Here is a 20762-nt window from a genome sequence, read left to right as displayed (position 1 = left end):
CTTCTTCCAAGTGTAGGTTGTCTTAGCATCTGGATGCTTTGGATCAGTGACCTTGTCTAAGTCACCATGATTCTTAACGCCATCTTCTGGTGATGGGGTGTCACCCTTCTTTGCTGTGATGTCTTGACCAATTGGATCTGGGTCCTTGGTTGGTATTGGAGTTTCATCTATAACATGAACTGTAATATCAACTAGCTTATTAGAACCATCTGGGTAATGAACAATCACTGTTGCTGGGACATTACCTGGAACGCTTGTGTCTGGCGTCTTCTTCCAAGTGTAGGTTGTCTTAGCATCTGGATGCTTTGGATCAGTGACCTTGTCTAAGTCACCATGATTCTTAACGTCATCTTCTGGTGATGGGGTGTCGCCCTTCTTCACTGTGATGTCTTGACCAATTGGATCTTCAACATAAGTAATCACAACTGGATCAAAGTTGCTATCAGCTGTTACCTTTACTCCATCAACTTTAGCTTGACTTGGTGTGTAACCTGCAATTACTGGAGCATCATATTCATCAAAGTTTCCAGTAGTCCAATCGCTATACTTAGTTACTTCACCTGTTACTTCATCAACTGTAGCAGTTCTAGTTAACTTAACTGATTGATCGTGACTTTCTCTAGTACCATCTGGTCTTACTACTGTGATTTGACGAACAATTGTCTTGTTCAAGTCTTTTTCACTTACGCCGTCTGGGTAGTGCTTGTCTGGATTATCAGGCAACTTATCTTCTGGCGTCTTTGGATCTGTTGGTGGGACTGTCGTAGTCTTGTGTTCAACTTCGACAATTACAGTATCAATACCATTTGGAGTAGCCTTTTCAGTCTTAGGAATATTTTGACCATCGACAATCTTCCAGCCTGCTGGTGCAACTGGATTAATAACTACATCTTCATCAGTCTTACCAGTCAATGAAGTAGTTCCTATTTCAGTATTAGTCTTATCGTCAACGTAAGAAATCTTACCTTTTTGATCGTTTGGAACATAGTTAATTACAACCTTAGGATCAACATAGTCAGATGTTACCTTGTCTACTGCTTCTACACTAGCCTTACTTGGAGTATAACCAGCTACTTCTGGAGCAGTTACTTCAACAAAGCTGCTAGTAGTCCAAGGGTTGTACGTAACTTCTTTAGTTACTTCATCGTAAGTACCAGTTCTTGTTAATTCAACATGTTGACTTAGATCAACATCGCCACTTGGCTCTTTGGCAGTAATTGTACGAGTTACAGTCTTATCAAAGTCTTCCCTCTTGTAGCCATCTGGGACATTATCTTTATCCACAGTCTTAGTATTGTGAGCTACATGAACTGTGATTGGAGTATGACCATCCGCACCAAAAGTAATAGTTGCTGGGACATCTGGATCAGTAATATGCCAGTTAGTTGGTACATTATTTTGAATATTAGTTGGTACATTACTTTGGTCAGTAACACCGGTTAAATCATAATGACTGCCAGGAATTACACTACCATCTGAGTTGGTAATTTCCTTACCGTTTTTATCGACGTAAGTTACTGTTGTCTTCTGTGCATTTGGTGCATATGTAATAACAGTTGGATCAAACTTACTATCTACTGTTACATCAGCTCCATCAACTTTAGCTTGACTTGGAGTGTAACCTGGTACATTTGGAGCAGATACTTCGGCAAACTTATCTGTAGTCCAATCACTATATGAAACAACCTTCTTAGTTACTTCATCATAAGTACCAGTTCTTGTTAATTCAACATGTTGACTTAGATCAACATCGCCACTTGGCTCTTTTGCAGTAATTGTACGGATTACTGTCTTGTCAAAGTCTTCCTTCTTGTATCCATCTGGAACATTATCCTTATCAGCTGGCTTAGTATTGTGAGCTACATGAACTGTGATTGGAGTATGACCATCCGCACCAAAAGTAATAATTGCTGGGACATCTGGATCAGTAATATGCCAGTTAGTTGGTACATTATTTTGAATATTAGTTGGTACATTACTTTGGTCAGTAACACCGGTTAAATCATAATGACTGCCAGGAATTACACTACCATCTGGATTGGTAATTTCTTTACCATCTTTATCAACATAAGTTACAGTTGTCTTTTGGGCATTTGGTGTGTAAGCAACTTCAACAGTGAAACTGTCTGCTGGAACTCCATTCTTCAAGGCTGATTGACTTGGTACAAATTTATCACCATTCTTATCTTCTAAGACTACATCATTTGAAGTTGGTGTGTACCCAGCAGCGATTTCTTTACCATCATTAGTCTTTGAAACATCAAACTCATCAAAGACAGTTGTGTTATCTGTGACATTTGAAGTCCAGTCACTATAAGTATCTTTACCTGTTACTTCATCATGAGTCTTAATTCTGTAGAAACTCAAAGTTTCAGTTTCTCTACCTTGACTCGTTGCATTAGGAACCTTCATTAAGATTGTTCTCGTAACTTCACGGTATAAGTCTTGATTGTCCTTGTGATCTCTACCATCGGTCGTAGTAGTCTTATGTTGAATTACGTAGTTTTGATCTTGAGGATCATCTGAACCAAATGTAATTGAAGTAGTATACTTCTGGTTTGGTACAAGTTCCCAGTTTGCTGGAACATGTCCTGGAACATCAACAGCAACTGTTTCATCAGTCCTACCTGGAATTTGGTAAGAATTGCCAATCTTATTGCCATCTTTATCAACATAATTAATGTTTAAAGTATGACGGTTAGCAGTATAAGTAATCGTAACTGGAGCAAAGTCACTATCAGCAGTTACTCTTACACCTTCAACCTTAGCTTGACTTGGTGTATAACCTGGAACTTCTGGAGCTGTAACTTCATCAAAGCTACCAGTTGTCCAGTTGCCGTAAGAAATAACTTTCTTAGTTACTTCGTCATACGTTCCAGTTCTCGTCAATTCAGTTGTTTGACTTAAATCAACATCACCAGTTGGTTCTTTAGCAGTAATTGTACGATTAATAGTCTTAGCGAAATCATCTTTAGTGTAACCATCTGGAACATTATTCTTATCGACAGTCTTAGTTGCATGCTTCAAGTGAATATCAACTGTAGTGTTAGTATCACCAAAAGTTACATTAGTTGGTAAAGTTTGACCAGCAGCTAAAACATAGTTAGTTGGAACAGTTAGACTAATATTTGAACTCTCACCTTTAAGACCTGTTTTACTTACAGGAGTACCTACTTTACTACCATTATCGTCATCATCTACAAATTGGTAGGCTGTAGTCGTCTCAATGGCGAATGTTGCATGACCATCCATATCATCAGCAGAAATGGTTACGTTACTTAAAGACTTAGTAGAATCGTCAGGATCTGTTCCCATCCCTGCTAAATCAACCAAGCGAGCTTTTAAGTGGTCTAGGATTTTATCCTTGTTTAAGTTAATTGTGTAAGAACCACCTTTAGTTGGCGCAGTTCCATTAGCCCAAGTATAGTCACCATCTTGGAGTGTGTACTTACCTAAAGGAACGGTTCTCAATAATTGAGACTCATTATCTGGGTTATAGACTGGTAAAGTTAAATCAATAGTAATCTTTCCATCCTTATTGACGTCAGCAGTAGTTACAGCATTGCCATCATAAAGTTTAGAATTGTTACCACTTAACTTTGCCTTACCGGTTGCTTGATAGATCTTATATATAGCAGTGTAAGTAGTATCTCCACTAGGAGTATGAGTTCCATAAGTCCACTCGTAGTTGTTTCCATTATTACCATCGGCAGACTTAACTTTATTAATAAAGTCATCAGTTAAACGAAGATCATATTCTCCAACATTCTTAGCCTGGTCTTTAGCAACTTTCTGTCCATTGAGCCAAAATTCTACATCATTAGGGGCTAATTGAATTGTGGTAATAGTTCCGTCATGCTTATAAATTGATATCCTACCCACATCATCATTACCAAGACTTAATCCTGAATAGAAAGTATCCTGATCTGGAAGAGTAGAAGTATTATCAAATACCTTTGTATCTAAACCATTAAGCTCAATTTCTTTATTTCCTTTATCTATAGTTAAAGTAGCCTTATTTGTTACATCTTTAAAATCTGGATAAATGAAATTATCCCCTAATTGCTCCTTAATGTCATTAAGACCCTTTTCAGTTAGACTAACATGATAAGTCCCGATATTTCCATTTCCATCATATGTTAAATCTCCATTAGTCAGTTGTACACCAGCTTCGTCATCATTAAACTTGACTCTATAACCACTAGCGGAAACATTATCCTTATTCTTAGCTATACTTTGCCAGTTAGGGCCTGCATAATTGATAGTATTGTCACCTAAAAGAGTGATTGTAAGTTGATATTTTACAGGAAGCGAAATAGTTTTATCACTATTAGTAGGGATAGTAACACTAGTTGGAAGGCTACCTGATACAAGTTGGTAACCAGCTGGAAGAGTTAAGCTAACTGGTTGATTGCTACCAGTTGCACCGGTTACTGGCACTGAACTACCTACTTGATTACCAAATGGATCTTTAAATTGATAGGTTACAGTGTGTTTTACTTCTTTTGTATAATCTATCGTAATCGTTTGTGGATGGCCAAATGTATATGTTTCAGCTTCTAAATTAGCTCCTGTTGGAGTTGCACTGGTAATTTTCCAAGTATAACCGGATACGTCGATTTGACTTTGATTGATAGCAGGTAACTCAGCTTTAAAATCACTACGTTTTAATGCCATTAATTGATCATAGTCATTTTGACCAGAAATTATTTGTCCAGTATCGGGATTAAACGTGATAGTATACTGCTTGTAATATTGACTAGAAGGTTTATCCGGTTCAACATAAGGCGCAATAGCTACTTCTATCTTTTTTTCAGTTATGCCAGCTACTGTTTTACTACTTGTTCTAGCTAATCCTCTAATATCAGTTTTTTGAACAATTGTTTCAGTCCCAGTTGGCTTTTTTAGAATAACTGTTCTAGCTGGTTCGGTCGTCATTTGATTATTTACTAACTTATCGATAATTTCTGTAACCTTTTTGGTTACATTACCTTCGACATCGCGAGTATAATCTATCGTAATCGTTTGCGGATTACCAAATGTATATGTTTCAGCTCCTAAATCTGTTCCTGCTGGAGTCGCACTAGTAATCTTCCAACTATAACCAGGTACGGCGATTTGGCTTTGATCGATAGCATCTAGATTAACTTTAAAATCACTTGGTTGGAGATTCATAAGTGTATCATACAAATCCTGACCTGATAATATTTCACCAGTATCAGAATCAACTGTGACTTTATACTTTTTTAGATCAATGTCTGATCCAGCAGCTATAATTTGTGCAGTATACGCTATACCTGTTTTTCCGTTTATGTTAAACTTATTTGAACTACTAACCGATGCTTTAAATCGTACTTTCTGGTTAATTGTTTCTTGACCACTCGGTTTGTTTAATATTACCGTCCGAGCAACCACATCACCTCTAATGTTCTGAACCCCTGCTTCACTTTTCAAGTTAGTAACCTTTTGTTGCATTGAATCCTTGACTGAAGTGGCACTATTTGCAACACTAGCAGCCTTGCTCTCAGTAAGTCCAGCAACATTAAAATTTCTCTGAAGCTTATTCACTGAAACAGTATTAGTGTCCAACTTATTTGCATTAACATCTTTATCTGCTTGAACACTAGACTTAGTAGCTGCTTTTTCATCAGTAGTGTCATCGTTTTTAATAACATTAACATCCCTATTTGATGCAACCTTTTTACTATCTGATGTGTTTTCAGCCACATTTTGCTTAGCATTTTCATTAGTAGCAGAAACTGCTGTCTTATTATTTTCTTGCTTTTGTTCAGTAGTCTTTACTTCTGCTGACTTAGCATCAGCTTCATTCTTCTTCTCTACTTGTTCGGTATCATCTCCATTAATACTATCAGCGCGTACAGCTTGGGCGTTTACCCCCCCCAAGTAAATTGTGGCACCAATTAAAACAGATGCTGCCCCAACGGACAGTTTTCTAATACTATAATGGTTGTGTTTATCTCCAAACATATTACTACTCATACAAATTACCTCCAATAGACCTAAATGGTTATTTCCTTAATTAAATAACGTTTTCAATCGACAACTATATAATAACACTTATTTTTATAAATTCTATACTAATATTGAATTCGATTTCACTTTTTTATATTTATTGCCGTACAAACTAAAGAAATATCCCTTAATCCTACAAAGCCCATAAAAAAAGAATCGAGCAACCATCAGCGATTGCTCGATTCTTTTACATTATGCCTATCAGTAAACTAATAGTGTCATAATGATAATTCTTTCTTATTTTTTGTTAGGAATTAAATTACATTCCCATTCCCATACCTGGGTTTGGAGCTGCAGGGGCTTGGTTCTTGTCATCTTCTGGAGCATCAGCAACGACAGCTTCAGTAGTTAACAACAAAGCAGCAATTGAAGCAGCATTTTGAAGGGCTGAACGAGTTACCTTAGTTGGGTCGATGATACCAGCCTTAACCATGTTTTCCCACTTGTCAGTTGCAGCATTGTAACCAATTTCTGGGTCTTCATGTTCTAAGTGATCTAAGATAACAGCACCGTCTTTACCAGCATTTTCAGCAATTTGACGTACAGGAGCACCTAAAGCTTTCATAACGATGTTTACACCAGTTTGTGCGTCTTGGCTATCGCCCTTAACATTACCTTGAATGGACTTCATAACATCAACTAATGCAGTACCACCACCAGCAACGTAACCTTCTTCAACAGCGGCACGGGTTGCGTTCAAGGCATCTTCGATTCTGTACTTTCTTTCCTTTAATTCAGTTTCAGTCGCAGCACCAACCTTGATAACAGCAACACCACCAGCAAGCTTAGCAAGACGTTCTTGTAACTTCTCACGGTCAAAGTCTGAAGTAGTGTCAGCAATTTGCTTCTTAATTTGGTCAACACGTTCACTAATAGCATCCTTTGAGCCAGCACCTTCAACAATAGTAGTTGAATCCTTAGTTACAGTGACCTTGCCAGCCTTACCTAATTGATCAATCTTAGTGTCCTTTAATTCAAGACCTAAGTCTGAAGAAATTACAGTACCACCAGTTAAAATAGCGATATCTTCAAGCATTGCCTTACGACGATCGCCAAAGCCAGGAGCCTTAACAGCAACAACATTGAAAGTACCACGGATCTTGTTCAAAACAAGAGTTGGAAGAGCTTCACCATCAACATCATCAGCAATGATTAACAAACTCTTACCTTGTTGAACGATTTCTTGAAGTAATGGCAAGATGTCTTGAATGTTAGAAATCTTCTTGTCAGTAATTAAAATGTAAGGGTTGTCTAAGTCTGCTTCCATCTTATCGTTATCAGTTACCATGTATTGTGATAAGTAACCACGATCGAATTGCATACCTTCAACTACTGAAAGTTCAGTATCAATACCCTTTGATTCTTCAATTGTGATAACACCATCGTGACCAACTTTTTCCATTGCGTCAGCAATTAAGTTACCAACTTCAGTTGAAGCTGATGAAACAGAAGCAACTTGAGCAATTTCATCCTTGGTGCTTACCTTGTGACTGATCTTGTGTAATTCGTCAACAGCTGCCTTAGTAGCAGTTTCAATACCGCGACGAATACCAACTGGGTTAGCACCAGCAGTAACGTTCTTCATACCTTCACGAACAATTGCTTGAGTTAAAACAGTAGCAGTAGTAGTACCGTCACCAGCAATATCGTTAGTCTTTTGTGCAGCTTCAGAAACAAGCTTTGCACCCATGTTTTCAAAGTGATCTTCTAAGTCAATACTCTTAGCGATAGTAACACCATCGTTAGTAATGTCAGGAGCACCATAGCTCTTTTCCAAAACAACATTTCTACCCTTAGGTCCTAAAGTTGTCTTAACAGTGTCTGCTAATTTATCAACACCCTTTAATAATGAGCGTCTTGCATTTTCAGAAAATTTAATGTCTTTAGCCATATTTATATGCCACCTTTTATTTCTAATTTAATTACTTAACGACAGCTAATAAGTCGCTTTCACGAAGTACTAAGTACTTTTCGCCTTCGTATTTCAAGTTAGTGCCAGAGTATTTATCAAAGAATACTGTTTCACCTTTTGCAACTGACATAGGAATTAAGTCGCCGTTTGCGTTGCGCTTACCATTTCCTACGGCAATAATTTCACCCATTTGAGGCTTTTCTTTAGCGTTAGAAGCCAGGACAATGCCTCCAACTTTTTCTTCTTCTTCGTCTTTTACTTTAACGATCACGCGATCACCAATTGGTTGTAACACGTTAGTCCCTCCTGTACATATTTAATCTATTATTACATCACTTAGCACTCATATCTCATAAGTGCTAACTTACATTTACGATAGTACCTTGTTTATAAAAGAAAAGCAAGTATTTAGACACAAAAATTAGCACTTTTATTGTTTGAGTGCTAAAAAGTGCTAATTTACTTAATATTTATTTAAAAATTCAATATGGATTGTCTGTAATTTTTGATAAAATTAAACAAGCACAAAAAGTTAAATATGCGGTGGTACTTTCGTTTAAGGAGATGATGCCAATGGTGTAATAGCTATTGTTCAGAATCTTACTGAAAGGAGGTACACTTTGCTTGATGGTTGCCTTACTTGGCGCTGTCTATGTCTTTATTGGGCTCTTGGATTGTATTGTCTTGTTATTGGTAAAGCTGGTGCGAGATATGACCAAGTTGGTAAAAGCCGTAAAAAAGCTCATAAAGGCTATCCACGATTTGTGGAAGAAAAAATAAGCAAACAAAAAAAACCGCTCCATAACTTTTGGCCGAGTTTGATAGCGACTTTTTAGTTTGCTAATAATAATTTTGCCACCGCACTTTTAGCGGCTTGTGCTTCAGAGAGCTATTCTCAGTAGCTCTCTTTTTTATACTACAAGTATTTCTTTACTACAAGTATTTTACAGCAAATTAATTTTTACTTCAAATTAGAGCTGATTGACTTTTCTAGTTCTAAACTCTCTTAATAGTAACATCCCCCATATTAGCACGACCTTGAAGTACTAATGTTGGACCTTCTGCTGGCTGATCACCATCAATAGTAAAATCACCAAATTTATGTTCAAGTTGATCATCAACTCTCCAAGAAGTTGGAATGTAAATATTTATATCTCCCATCGACATATTGATGTTAGCAAGTACTTCATCCCCAGCAGGCTTAGCTGAATCAAGATATACATTAACATCTCCCATTGAAACATTCACAGTCACCGTTTCTAAGTGTTGCGAATGAACATAACGTGAAGTAGAAGACAACTTTTCGCTAATCACAATATTGTCATCATTATCTGAACTAGACGTATCAGAAAATACATGCTCAGCCTTAAATTTATGTGGTGCCTTCAGGTCTGACCAATTAGCATTAACTTTTTCACCATTGATAATCACAGTCGGCTTCCAGCTTTTTTTGAAGATTAATCTCAAACCTCCCCAAATTAAGAATGCTGCTAAAAGTACTGTCCAAGGAACAATACGTTCAATATGAAGTGGTTTAGCATAAATGATTAATAGGAAAGCAATTGAAAAGATGCTGCCGCCTAAACTTTTATTAATTAAAGAAGTGATTAAGGTTGCTCCAAAGACTACTGTCCAAAAAATTGCCCAAAAGCCTAATTCTAATGGCATCAAGTGGAGCTGATCTAAAACCAAAAACGCAGCTGCCGCAAGTAAACCTAACCCCCAAAGAATTCTTCCAAAACTGGCCTTTCTCATGATAATGCCCTTCTCTCTTTTAATCTTTCATTTAAATCTCGGTAATATCTTCTTGAAACATAGACTGTCTTATAGGAATCATGAAACTTAATCTGACAATTAGAAATCGATTTAGTAACAGCGTAGATCTGATCTAAATTTAAAATAGTCGATCTCGATACTCGCATGAACTGTCCACTTAATAAGTTTTCTAGTTCATATAATTTATACTTAACAAAATATGCATTCCTCGTCGTATGCGCCATTACCTGCTTAGCGTCTGTTTCAAAAAAGAGAATATTGTTAATACTTAAATAATAAGAAGTATTGTCCATCATCCCCTCAATTTGATCAGGATGTTCTGAATCAGTTTGAAGTTGATGATATATTCTTTCTACTTCAGGCGTTAAGCTTTTAGCATGAATCGTTATTTCTGTCTCTTGCTGATCTGGATCAAGTTCAAGCTTAACTTTCACAATTCTCACTTCCTTGTTTCGTTCTTGATATTTATATTAAACATGAATATAAGATTAAAATCTAGTGAAATTGACTAAGCGGTCATTTTAAAGTTCTAAGTGGTCAAAAAAAGAAGCATGAACCTAAATACGAGGGGGAAATTTAGATTATGCTTCTTTAGTTTAATAAATCAATATTCACGATAAGCCGGAGCCTGATAATCCTCCATAAACTGCAAAATCTTATCAAAATCAGTTCCAAAATAGACCGTATCTAAGTAAATATTTTCTAAAAAATCATCCTGATTCATGCGCTTCAACAACTTATCTAAATAATCATAAAAACCAGCATAGTTATAAAAAGCAACGGGCTTAGCATTATCGCCAATTGCAGTCCAAGAAATAGCTTGACTTATTTCTTCTAAAGTACCAATACTGCCAGGAAGAGCTACCATCCCATCAGCCAAGTTCATCATCGTATCTTTTCGCTTATCCATACTTGGGACCACGCGAAAATCTTGCACCTTATCGTAAGCTGCACCACGATCTTTTAATTCTTCAGTAATAATGCCATGAACAATACCGCCATTTTCTAAAACTCCATCAGCAACGGCTCGCATTAAACCATACTTGCCTCCGCCATAGACTAGCTCGATCTGGTGGTCTACCATTTTTTTACCAAATTCATAAGCAGCTTTAGCATATTCAGGGCGGTTACCTGAGCGTGCACCACAATAAACTGCCATTTTTTTAATCATTTTATCTACCTTATTTCTAAATTTAAAAATTCTATGCCTATTTATCTTAAAATTATTTTCTTTCTGATTACAAATAAAAATGTATAAAAAATACACAAGCCTAATTAAGCTTGTGCAAAAGCAATATTAATAGTAAATTATTTTTTGTTCTTATCTTTATCTGAATCCAGGAAATAGATTAAAGTTTGAAGTTCAGTTGCCAAGTCAACATTTTGTACACGAACCCTAGAAGGTGCAGATAAACGAAGTGGCGTAAAGTTCATGATCCCTTTAATCCCAGCATCAAACATTTCATTGGCAGTCTTTTGCGCTGCTGTTTGCGGTACACAAAGGATTGCAATCGTAATTTGTTGCTCACGAAGCTGCTTCTTCATTTCACTCATATCATAAACAGGCACACCTGACATAATTGTTCCAGTAATTTCAGGATTAATGTCAAAAGCAGCGCTAATTCTGATATTATTAGTACGCTTGAAGTTATAATTCAAAAGCGCATGTCCCATATTACCAACACCAACTAAGGCAACGTTAGTTAAAGTATCTTGGTTCAAAATCTTTTTAAAGAAATTAAGCAAGTTCTTAACATCATAGCCATAGCCACGCTTACCTAAGGCACCAAAGTAAGAAAAATCACGACGAATTGAAGCACTGTCAACTTGAACTGCTTCCGCAAGTTCAGTTGAGGACACTTTTTCTTTTCCTTCATCATTTAAAAAGATTAAATAGCGATAATATAGCGGCAAGCGTCTGGCAGTAGCCTTAGGAATCTTAATTTCATCCATTAAGAGGCCTCTTTCTTTTATAAATACGAATGTGAAATATTTACTAATCAAACTAATAATAGGCATTCTTTAAGGATAAATCAAGAAACAATTTTCACAAAGGTCATATTTTCATAAAATTTAAAAGATTCACTATGTTAAAATAAGCACTAGGAGAAAATAATTATGATTATTGCACAAGCTCAAGACCTCGAACAACGTTTTGGAGGCAATATTATCTTCAGTAACATTTCTTTCTCGGTTCCTGACAATGCCAGAATCGGTCTTGTTGGACCTAACGGAGCCGGAAAAACTACCTTATTAAAGATCATGACTGGTCAACAAGAACCAACTAGTGGTCAATTTACTATTAATAAGGGATTAAAAGTCGGCTACATCGCTCAGGAAAATGGCCTCGATGAAGACAAAACAATCTGGGATGAAATGCTTACTGTCTTTAATGATTTAATCGAAAAAAATAAAAAAATCACTAAAATGCAAGAGCAAATTGCCGACCATCCCGAAGATGAAGACTTGCTCAAGCGGTATGATCAATTAGCTTACGACTTCGAACAAGAAGGCGGCTTTACCCACCAGGCTGAAATTAAGAGTATTCTTAACGGTTTTAATTTTAAAGAAAATACTTGGAATAAGGTAATTGGCACCCTTTCTGGCGGTGAAAAGACACGACTTGCCTTTGTTAAATTGCTTTTACAAAAGCCACCAGTACTGCTGCTTGACGAACCTACTAACTACCTTGACTTAGACACTTTAGATTGGTTAGAAACGTTCCTAAAGAATTATCAAGGCGCAATTATTACTGTTTCTCACGACCAGTACTTCTTAGATCACTTAGCTAATCAAATTTTTGAACTGAACTTTGGAAAGCTGACTACTTTCAAGGGTAATTACAGTCAATACGTTAAAGAACGTGAATTGATGGATAGCCAGCAAGAAGCCGCTTATGAAAAACAGCAAGAAAAGATTAAAAAGGAAGAAGAGTTCATTCAAAAGAACCTAGTTCGTGCTTCTACTACTAAACGCGCCCAAAGCCGGCGTAAAGTTTTGGACAAGATGGAGCGTATCAAGCCACCTAAGCACAAGCAAAAAGTTCGTATTAACTTCACTAGCGAACGTCCTTCTGGAAAAGAAGTACTGATCGCTAAGGATCTGACGATCGGCTATCCTGATAAGGTAATGGTTTCCGATATCGACTTCCAAGTCAATAAGAATGACCGCGTTGCTATTATCGGCCCTAACGGAATTGGTAAGTCTACCTTGCTCAAAACCATTATGAAAAAGCTTGAACCAAAAGGTGGTTCAATTAAATATGGTGCAAGTTTAGATATTGGTTACTATGATCAAGAACTCCAAAGTTTAGATCCTTCAAAAACTGTTCTTGATACAATTTGGGATCGTCACAAGACAATGCCTGAAAAAGACGTCCGATCTATTTTGGCTTCCTTCTTGTTCACTGCCGAAGATATTGATAAGACAGTTGGTCAATTATCTGGTGGTCAAAAAGCGCGGCTGACTCTAACTGTTTTGTCTCTTGAAAAAGATAACTTCTTACTAATGGACGAACCTACCAACCACTTAGATATTGAAGCTAAAGAAGTTCTTGAAGAAGCACTAGATAATTACGATGGAACATTGCTCTTCGTTTCTCACGACCGTTACTTCATTAATGAGTTAGCTAACAAGATTATTTCTGTTCGCGATGGCCACGCTAAGATCTATAATGGTAACTATTCTTACTACCTAGATGAAAAGGCTAAGCAAGCTGCAGCTGCTCAAGAAGCAGAAGCACAAAAAGCAGAAACTGAAACTACCACATCGGCTAATCAAAATAAAGGTAAACTATCTTACCAAGAACAAAAGGCACGTGATTCTCAAAAGAGGAAATTAGAACGTGCAGTTAGCGATGCTGAAGCTAAGATTGAAAAATTAGAAGCAGAAGAAAAAGAAATTCAAACTGAAATGGCAAATCCAGATATTGCCGCTTCATTTGAAAAGCTTGGACCACTGCAAGAAAAATTATCTGCTGTTCAAAAGCAATTAGACCAGGCAAATAATGACTGGGAAAATGCCTTGGATGCACTAGATGAATTTGAATAAAGTTAAAGATCAAGATTGACTATACTCAATTTCTGCAATACTTATAAATAAAAATATGCCTAGTTAGACTAACAAAATCTAATTAGGCATATTTTTTATATTGGTTAATATTAATGTCACTTATATCCATTTTGATTATTTACTTTCTGCCACTCCTTCTGGAACAAATTGCCAATAAGTACCATCTTGGCTTTGATAAGCACCATTAGCAGTCTTCTTTAAAATAAAAGTTACTTTACGCGTTTTAAATTTGTAACCATTTTTCAACTTTTCGGTTTTAACTCTGCCCAATTTTACCCATTGACCTGCTTGTGGGCGTTCATTTTCTTTCAATGAAAAAGCATTTAAAATATCTTTACTTAATTTTGAAGGTTTGCTTTCTTCATTACCCCCTAAGCGTGTAGCCAGATAGGCTGTATTTTTGTCAAACATCAAATAAAAAGAATTACTCAGTTTATTATCTGATTTTTCCAAAGTCATTAAGCTTTGATTAACCCAGCCTTTAGGGACAGTCGTCTGATTATGATAAAACCATACTCCACCGCCTACTAAAAGTAATAAAGCTACCAAAGCAGTCACAACTAATTTCTTATTTTTCATCTTTGTCCTCCCTTCTAGGTAAACGTAACCTACTTATATTTTATTGCTCACAATTATCACATCTTTTTTCATATTTACTTAATTAGTTGCGTCAGACACAACTAAATTTGCCACCGTTCAATACAGTCTTGATATCCACAATTAATCAACAATTTCTTTATTTCATCTGCTTTTTCTGTATTACCTTCAAATAAATAAAAATATAGATCATAACATATTTTATAAAGTAAAAAATGACCAATCGGTTCTAAATTTTTTAAATAGCTCAATGCATTTTGAATATTACTTCCAACTATTTTTTGCTTATAACAATAGCAAAGATAATTATTGCAAATAATTGCTATTCTTTCTTGCATACTTTCAGAATAAGTATGTTTTTGATAATGCTTTAACAGTTGACTAAGAAAATAGTCTAGCTGTTCCAAAGTAAATATTTTCATACAGTCAGAAAATAACTGTAATGCTCCAATATTTTCAAACCAATTTTCATGCTCGGAAAATTTAGTAACTATTTTATTTTTAAAAGATGGACTTAAGTCAGCTAAATTATTTTCTAAAGATGCGATAGCAATTACGGTTCGATATTTAAAAATCTGATGCTCTTTTAAATCCAAAATTTCATTTAAATATATTCTTAATTCTTCTCTTTGATTATTATTAAAAGCGTACATTATCTTTTGCTTTAGTTCTTCAGCTTTTTTATCTTCAAAAGTATAATAATTGTCTTTCACTTTATTGAAAAAGTCACTAATATCAATATGGTGTTTCAAAATAATTCTAAACAATGTATCAATTGAAATATTTTCCAATCCTCGTTCAATTTTAGAATAATGCCCTTTGTTAATAATTCCCTTCACCATATTTTCTTGCGTTAATCCTAATTTTTGTCGCTCTTCATACAGTGCTTCTCCAATTGTCATAATTTCATCTCCTAGTATTTTTATAATTTATTAATTTTTTGTTAATTATATAACAATAGTAGAGTTTAGAATATAGTAGAATAGGCTAGAAATAAAGATTTAATGTTAAAAAAATCTTTACGCCATATGAAAAAGATCAAGATTCTCAAAAAATAGAAAATCTTGATCTTTTTTCATGTCTATTTTTATTCAAATTCCTTACGAATCTGCTCACCTTGTTCGTTCAATTTCGGTGCATCTTTTTGTAATCCATAAGAATTCCAAGTTCCATACTTGAGTGGTGAACCTAAAACTTCATTGCCATCGGGCAAAGTCTTAACCATCCCGCGCTCAATAATTTGATCAAGGCGTCTGGTCTTATCCACATTGAGCACTAAACCAGCTGGCACACCTGCTTCGTGTAAGATCTTGTCCCACTCAGCAGCAGGCTTAGTTTTAAGCACATCTTGCATTGCATTTTTTACTTTTTGCCAGTTTTTCTCACGCAAATCATTCGTCTTAAAATCTGCTTGATTAATCCATTCTTCGTGGCCTAATGCATTAGATAATAAACTCCATAAGTGGTCATTACCACAACAAATAGCAATTGGCTGATCTTGACAATCAAAGGTATCGAATGGATACATGTCAGGGTGGCGATTACCAATTCTGTGTGGTACTTCATGTGGCCCAAGAGCAAGCATCAAGTCCTGCACCATTAATGAAAATGTGGAATCTAGCATCGAAACATCTATTGTGGTTCCTTTTCCAGTGCGCTCTCTTGCAACTAAGGCGGTGGTAATAGCGCTATAACCCATGATTCCTGCAACAACATCAGAAACTGAAGTTCCAACACGTGTTGGCTTACCGTTCGGTTCACCTGTGGCATCCATTAATCCCGAAACAGCTTGAATAATTGTGTCGTACGCAGCTTGCTTTGACCAAGGTCCATATTGTCCAAAGCCAGATACTGATGCAAAAATCAATTTAGGATACTTCTTCACCATTTCTTCTGGAGCAAAACCTAAACGCGCCATCACACCTGGACGGAAGTTTTCTACAACTACATCTGCCTTGGCAATCATTTTTTCAGCTAAGACATGGTCTTTTGGATCTTTCAGATCTAAGGCAATTGATTCTTTTCCTGCATTGCAGATTCTGAAATATTCACTTGAACCATCCGCAATGTATGGTCCCATGTGACGCGTATCATCCCCTGTTTTTCTCTCAATGTGGATTACTCGTGCACCTGCGTCAGCAAGCATTCTTGTACAAGTTGGACCTGACAAGACATGGGTGAAATCCACAACTAAGATCCCAGCTAATGGATATGGCTTCTCTTTATCTAAATGAGGGTTGCTTGCTTCTAACTTGGCATAATTTGGTTCTGACATTTTTATATACACTTTCTTGTTTTAACTGTATTCAAGTCTTATTTTAGATAAAAATGAGCAAAATAAAAAGCCGTTTGATAGCAACGACTTTAATTTTAATTATCGTAAATCAGAATGAAATAATTCATTATGAGACCCTAGTCTAACCAATCGAAAGACTTTTTTATTTCTGTTTTTTGTATGAATAACAAGCAAGTCAAGTTTCCCCTCAAATAAATGAAACTCAAAATATCCTACATAATTCAGCTCTTCATTAGTTAAAAGATGTGGATCATATTCTTCCGGTATTTCTCCAGTTTCTTGCATATATGAAGTTATTGCTTGAATTTCATCCCATAACTCAGTAACTTTCTTACTCCAACGATTTACATCCTGAATAAAAGTATCTTCGGCTTTTATTTCATACATTACTCTAATTCCTTTGCACGTTTTTTCATATAACTAATCAATTTATTAGTATCTTTAAAGGCTGGAGTATCGTCTTCAATTAAGCCCATATCCTTAGCTTCTGCAAGTAAAAGAGCTTTCTTAGTATCTTCTGTAAGCGTATCAGAATTAGTTACTGAAAAGGGAATTCCATTATGTCTAATAATTTGTTTAAAATACATTTTAATACTAGTAGACATATCTAAACCTAGATTATCTAAAATTCTTTTAACTTCATCATGATCTTTAGAATCTGCACGATAACTATATGTATGTGCCATATTAATCACTCCCTTTTCTAAAATTATACTACAATTTATATACATTGTATTTAATTTTAACTAGATATAATCTTACTTGAATTATAAAGAATCTCATCAGGCTCTATTCTCAAAATCAATGTCCATTCAAATAATCATTAGCCTTTTCCAAAATAGAAGACAAATCTTCGAAAGTGAATTCCTTAAAGTTTTGCTCTCTAATTCTTTTCTGCGCATCTTCATAGTTTAGCCAAGCAGTTTGCCTAATTTCACTTTCTTGCCGTTTTATTTTCTGATCAGGATTATATTTTGCTAAAAATAAAGTTACAGTCTTTTCAATTTCTGAAGTAACTTGATATGAATAGCTTTCACTAAAATCAAAATTAAATTCAGGCTTCAAACCTACTTCTTCAAAAATTTCTCGTTTTGCAGCTTCTTGCGCTGTTTCTCCAGCTTCAAGGTGTCCTTTTGAAAAAGCCCACGCACTCTTAAATTGCTTATAAGGCTGACTTTGAATTAATAAATATTGAATTTCGTTATTTTTCTTGCGCCAGATAATTGCACCTGCTGAATGTTCATGTTTCATGATCAAATATCTCTCCCCAAAATAAAAAACGTTCTGTCAGACATAATTATATCCAACAAAACGTTTCTATTTCTATCCTAATCTAAGCCGCATTTTTCAAAAATCTCATCCACATGCTTCAAGTGATAATGATAATCAAAGGCATCATCTAAATCAGCTTCAGACAAGTAGTTCATAACTTCGCTATCTTCAATTAACTTTCTAAATGAAGTCTGTTCTTGCCATGACTTATTAGCTAATTTTTGCACCATATCATATGCTTTTTCACGTGACAAACCTGCTTCATCAATTAACTTCAAAAGCACCCGTTGTGAATAAATCAAACCATAAGTACGATCCATATTCTTAAGCATTGTTTCAGGGAAAACATCTAAGTTAGTCAAAATCCGGTTAAACCGGTTTAACATATAATCAATTACAATTGTTGCATCAGGTAAAATCACACGTTCAGCACTTGAATGAGAAATATCTCTCTCATGCCATAAAGCTACATCTTCATAAGCTGGCACCATAAAGCCACGCATTACTCGAGCCATACCGCATAAGTTTTCAGAACCAATTGGATTGTGCTTGTGAGGCATTGCAGAAGAACCTTTTTGACCAGCTCTAAAGTGCTCTTCAACTTCATGAATTTCACTACGTTGCAAACCGCGAATTTCTGTTGCCCAATTTTCAATACTTGTAGCAATCAAAGCAATCGTAGCGATGTAGTAAGCATGTAAGTCTCTTGGCAAAACTTGACTAGTAACTGGTTGCTGAGTTAATCCCAGTTGCTTCAAAACGCTAGTTTCAACTGCTGGTGGAACGTTGGCAAAAGTACCAACCGCTCCAGAAATTTTACCAGATTCAACATCTTTAGCAGCTGCCTTGAAGCGTTCAATGTCACGATTAATTTCTGCATACCAACGAGCTAACTTCAAACCAAAAGTAGTTGGCTCTGCTTGAACACCATGAGTTCTTCCCATTTCAACAGTGTACTTATACTTACGAGCACTATCTGCAATTGTTTCTTTTAAGGTCTCTAAATCTTTAAGAATAATTTCGTCAGCTTGTTTTAAGATATAGCCTTGTGCAGTATCCACAACGTCGGTTGAAGTTAAGCCAAAGTGAACCCACTTCTTTTCTTCGCCTAAACTCTCAGAAACTGTTCTTGTAAAAGCAACAACATCGTGGTGCGTAATTGCTTCTAATTCACTAACGCGTTCTACTGTAAAAGAAGCATTATCAGCAATTTTCTTAGCATCTTCAGCAGGAACTTCACCAAGCTCTGCCCAAGCATTAGTTGCTGCAATTTCAACCTTTAACCAAGCAGCATATTTATTTTTTAATGACCAAATTTTGCCCATTTCGGGACGAGTATAACGTTCTAGCATAAATTACATTTCCCAAGGATTCTTCAAAACAATAGTTTGTTCACGATCTGGACCAACAGAAACAGTAACTAAAGGAACACCAACTAATTCAGAAACGCGGTTCAAGAATTTCTTAGCGTTTTCTGGTAAGTCTTCCCAAGTTTTTACATTAGTAATATCTTCATCCCAAGCTGGTAATTCTTCGTAAACAGGCTTACATCTGTATAATTCTTTCAAGCTTGCTGGGTAGTAGTCAATCTTCTTACCATCAAGTTCATAAGCAGTAGCAATCTTAATCTTGTCAAAGCCAGAAAATACATCTAATAAGTTCAAGCTTAAAGCATTGATACCCGCAACACGCTTTGCGTGACGAAGAGCTACTGAGTCAAACCAACCAACACGACGTGGACGACCAGTAACAGTACCATATTCATGAGCAGTTTCACGAATGCGATCACCAACTTCATCTAATAATTCAGTTGGGAATGGACCTTCACCAACACGAGTAGTGTAAGCCTTGCAGACACCAATTACAGTATTCAAACGGTTAGCTCCCATACCGATACCAGAAGCAATTCCGCCAGAAATAGTGTTTGATGAAGTTACGTATGGGTAAGTACCTTCATCAATATCAAGCATTACGCCTTGCGCACCTTCGAATAAGACTTTTTCATTCTTATCTAACGCATCATTAACTACTACTGAAGTATCAGTAACGTACTTCCTCATCTTTTGACCGTATTCAAGGTATTTTTCAAAAATATCTTCAAACTTAAGAGCAGGTTTGTTATAAACCTTAGTGAATAAAGCATTCTTTTCAGCTAAATTAGTACGTAATTTTTCTTCAAAAGTATCTCTTTCAAGTAAATCGCAAACGCGAATACCAATTCTTGAAGCCTTATCCATGTAACAAGGGCCGATACCATTCTTGGTAGTTCCGATCTTCTTGTCACCCTTAGCTTCTTCTTGATAAGTATCTTGCAAAATGTGGTAAGGCATAATTACGTGTGCTCGATTAGAAATCTTCAAGCCACTAATATCGATACCTTCTTTTTCAAGGTTGTCTAATTCTCCGAACATTACTTCTGGATTGATAACGACACCATTACCAATTACAGCACCCTTCTTAGCAGCAAAAATTCCAGATGGAATTAGGCGCATCTTGAAAGTCTTGTCACCAATTTCAATAGTGTGGCCTGCATTGTTACCACCATTTGAACGTACAGCCATTGCTGCATCTTTACTTAAGAAATCGGTAATTTTACCCTTTCCTTCGTCGCCCCATTGACTACCTACAACTGCTATTGCTGTCATTTGATTTCACCTCATAAAAATCATTTTCTTAAAACCGAAGACTAGTTTAACAATCTATATCTTAATAGTCAATTAATTTCCGAACATTTTTGATAATCAATAAAATAAACATTCATTTTTGCTCTTGACTTTACCTCATAACCCCCGTATATTAACTCAT

16 protein-coding genes are annotated in these 20762 nt (G+C 36.0%); 1 reads left to right on the top strand and 15 read right to left on the bottom strand.

Annotation, left to right across the window (positions count from 1 at the left end; translation table 11 throughout):
- The 7 genes from AB5359_RS07240 to AB5359_RS07210 all read right to left on the bottom strand — a co-directional run.
- Nucleotides 1-6000, bottom strand: a 6000-nt coding sequence (locus tag AB5359_RS07240) for a Rib/alpha-like domain-containing protein (protein WP_368287201.1), incomplete at its 3' end; no start/stop codon positions are given.
- A gap of 292 nt (nucleotides 6001-6292) precedes the next feature.
- Nucleotides 6293-7924: a chaperonin GroEL gene (groL, locus tag AB5359_RS07235; protein ID WP_020807874.1), complete on the bottom strand. Its 1632-nt coding sequence runs from the start codon at nucleotides 7922-7924 to the stop codon at nucleotides 6293-6295.
- A 31-nt stretch (nucleotides 7925-7955) separates the two neighbouring features.
- The gene (groES, locus tag AB5359_RS07230; RefSeq protein ID WP_003647727.1) at nucleotides 7956-8240 is read right to left on the bottom strand and encodes a co-chaperone GroES; all 285 of its coding nucleotides are present in this window, start codon (nucleotides 8238-8240) and stop codon (nucleotides 7956-7958) included.
- Nucleotides 8241-8941: 701 nt separating this feature from the next.
- Nucleotides 8942-9700: a hypothetical protein gene (locus tag AB5359_RS07225; RefSeq protein ID WP_020807873.1), complete on the bottom strand. Its 759-nt coding sequence runs from the start codon at nucleotides 9698-9700 to the stop codon at nucleotides 8942-8944.
- Complete coding sequence (locus tag AB5359_RS07220) at nucleotides 9697-10155, bottom strand: LytTR family DNA-binding domain-containing protein (protein WP_368279880.1); 459 nt, start codon at nucleotides 10153-10155, stop codon at nucleotides 9697-9699. Before AB5359_RS07220 ends, AB5359_RS07225 begins: the two co-directional genes overlap by 4 nt.
- Before the next feature lie 170 nt (nucleotides 10156-10325).
- Nucleotides 10326-10892: a TIGR00730 family Rossman fold protein gene (locus AB5359_RS07215; RefSeq protein ID WP_048685701.1), complete on the bottom strand. Its 567-nt coding sequence runs from the start codon at nucleotides 10890-10892 to the stop codon at nucleotides 10326-10328.
- Between the two features lie 137 nt (nucleotides 10893-11029).
- A complete protein-coding gene (locus AB5359_RS07210; protein WP_048685699.1) occupies nucleotides 11030-11674 on the bottom strand; it encodes a redox-sensing transcriptional repressor Rex in 645 nt (214 codons plus the stop codon).
- A 165-nt stretch (nucleotides 11675-11839) separates the two neighbouring features.
- Here AB5359_RS07210 and AB5359_RS07205 point away from each other — a divergent pair, with 165 nt between their 5' ends.
- Entirely contained in the window at nucleotides 11840-13771 is a 1932-nt protein-coding gene (locus AB5359_RS07205) for an ABC-F family ATP-binding cassette domain-containing protein (RefSeq protein WP_077410150.1), read from the top strand.
- 135 nt (nucleotides 13772-13906) lie between these two features.
- Here AB5359_RS07205 and AB5359_RS07200 read toward each other — a convergent pair whose 3' ends face one another.
- The 8 genes from AB5359_RS07200 to AB5359_RS07165 all read right to left on the bottom strand — a co-directional run bounded on the left by AB5359_RS07200 (nucleotide 13907) and on the right by AB5359_RS07165 (nucleotide 20602).
- Nucleotides 13907-14371 carry a hypothetical protein gene (locus AB5359_RS07200; RefSeq protein WP_003647734.1) on the bottom strand — a complete coding sequence of 155 codons (465 nt, stop codon included), beginning with the start codon at nucleotides 14369-14371 and terminating at the stop codon, nucleotides 13907-13909.
- A gap of 101 nt (nucleotides 14372-14472) precedes the next feature.
- Entirely contained in the window at nucleotides 14473-15291 is an 819-nt protein-coding gene (locus tag AB5359_RS07195) for a helix-turn-helix domain-containing protein (protein WP_048685695.1), read from the bottom strand.
- A gap of 185 nt (nucleotides 15292-15476) precedes the next feature.
- A complete protein-coding gene (locus AB5359_RS07190) occupies nucleotides 15477-16664 on the bottom strand; it encodes a CoA transferase (RefSeq protein ID WP_048685693.1) in 1188 nt (395 codons plus the stop codon).
- A 99-nt stretch (nucleotides 16665-16763) separates the two neighbouring features.
- Complete coding sequence (locus AB5359_RS07185) at nucleotides 16764-17072, bottom strand: type II toxin-antitoxin system YafQ family toxin (protein WP_020807867.1); 309 nt, start codon at nucleotides 17070-17072, stop codon at nucleotides 16764-16766.
- Complete coding sequence (locus tag AB5359_RS07180) at nucleotides 17072-17371, bottom strand: type II toxin-antitoxin system RelB/DinJ family antitoxin (protein WP_003652023.1); 300 nt, start codon at nucleotides 17369-17371, stop codon at nucleotides 17072-17074. The genes AB5359_RS07185 and AB5359_RS07180 overlap by 1 nt, the downstream gene beginning before the upstream one ends.
- 115 nt (nucleotides 17372-17486) lie before the next feature.
- Complete coding sequence (locus AB5359_RS07175) at nucleotides 17487-17936, bottom strand: bis(5'-nucleosyl)-tetraphosphatase (RefSeq protein WP_048685690.1); 450 nt, start codon at nucleotides 17934-17936, stop codon at nucleotides 17487-17489.
- A 77-nt stretch (nucleotides 17937-18013) separates the two neighbouring features.
- A complete protein-coding gene (gene purB, locus AB5359_RS07170) occupies nucleotides 18014-19309 on the bottom strand; it encodes an adenylosuccinate lyase (protein WP_368279877.1) in 1296 nt (431 codons plus the stop codon).
- A 3-nt stretch (nucleotides 19310-19312) separates the two neighbouring features.
- A complete protein-coding gene (locus tag AB5359_RS07165; protein ID WP_077410148.1) occupies nucleotides 19313-20602 on the bottom strand; it encodes an adenylosuccinate synthase in 1290 nt (429 codons plus the stop codon).
- Between the last annotated feature and the right edge of the window lie 160 nt (nucleotides 20603-20762).

It is taken from the genome of Lactobacillus sp. RTP31084st1_F9_RTP31084_210423 (assembly GCF_040919545.1).
Lineage (GTDB): Bacteria > Bacillota > Bacilli > Lactobacillales > Lactobacillaceae > Lactobacillus > Lactobacillus paragasseri.
This window is presented reverse-complemented; position numbering and strand designations above follow the sequence as displayed.

Bases quoted from the DNA above. Each gene is read 5' to 3' on its own strand.
- groL (WP_020807874.1), bottom strand. From the start codon at position 7,924: ATGGCTAAAGACATTAAATTTTCTGAAAATGCAAGACGCTCATTATTA.
- AB5359_RS07225 (WP_020807873.1), bottom strand. From the start codon at position 9,700: ATGAGAAAGGCCAGTTTTGGAAGAATTCTTTGGGGGTTAGGTTTACTT.
- AB5359_RS07215 (WP_048685701.1), bottom strand. From the start codon at position 10,892: ATGATTAAAAAAATGGCAGTTTATTGTGGTGCACGCTCAGGTAACCGC.
- AB5359_RS07210 (WP_048685699.1), bottom strand. From the start codon at position 11,674: ATGGATGAAATTAAGATTCCTAAGGCTACTGCCAGACGCTTGCCGCTA.
- AB5359_RS07205 (WP_077410150.1), top strand. From the start codon at position 11,840: ATGATTATTGCACAAGCTCAAGACCTCGAACAACGTTTTGGAGGCAAT.
- AB5359_RS07200 (WP_003647734.1), bottom strand. From the start codon at position 14,371: ATGAAAAATAAGAAATTAGTTGTGACTGCTTTGGTAGCTTTATTACTT.
- AB5359_RS07195 (WP_048685695.1), bottom strand. From the start codon at position 15,291: ATGACAATTGGAGAAGCACTGTATGAAGAGCGACAAAAATTAGGATTA.
- AB5359_RS07190 (WP_048685693.1), bottom strand. From the start codon at position 16,664: ATGTCAGAACCAAATTATGCCAAGTTAGAAGCAAGCAACCCTCATTTA.
- AB5359_RS07185 (WP_020807867.1), bottom strand. From the start codon at position 17,072: ATGTATGAAATAAAAGCCGAAGATACTTTTATTCAGGATGTAAATCGT.
- AB5359_RS07180 (WP_003652023.1), bottom strand. From the start codon at position 17,371: ATGGCACATACATATAGTTATCGTGCAGATTCTAAAGATCATGATGAA.
- AB5359_RS07175 (WP_048685690.1), bottom strand. From the start codon at position 17,936: ATGAAACATGAACATTCAGCAGGTGCAATTATCTGGCGCAAGAAAAAT.
- purB (WP_368279877.1), bottom strand. From the start codon at position 19,309: ATGCTAGAACGTTATACTCGTCCCGAAATGGGCAAAATTTGGTCATTA.
- AB5359_RS07165 (WP_077410148.1), bottom strand. From the start codon at position 20,602: ATGACAGCAATAGCAGTTGTAGGTAGTCAATGGGGCGACGAAGGAAAG.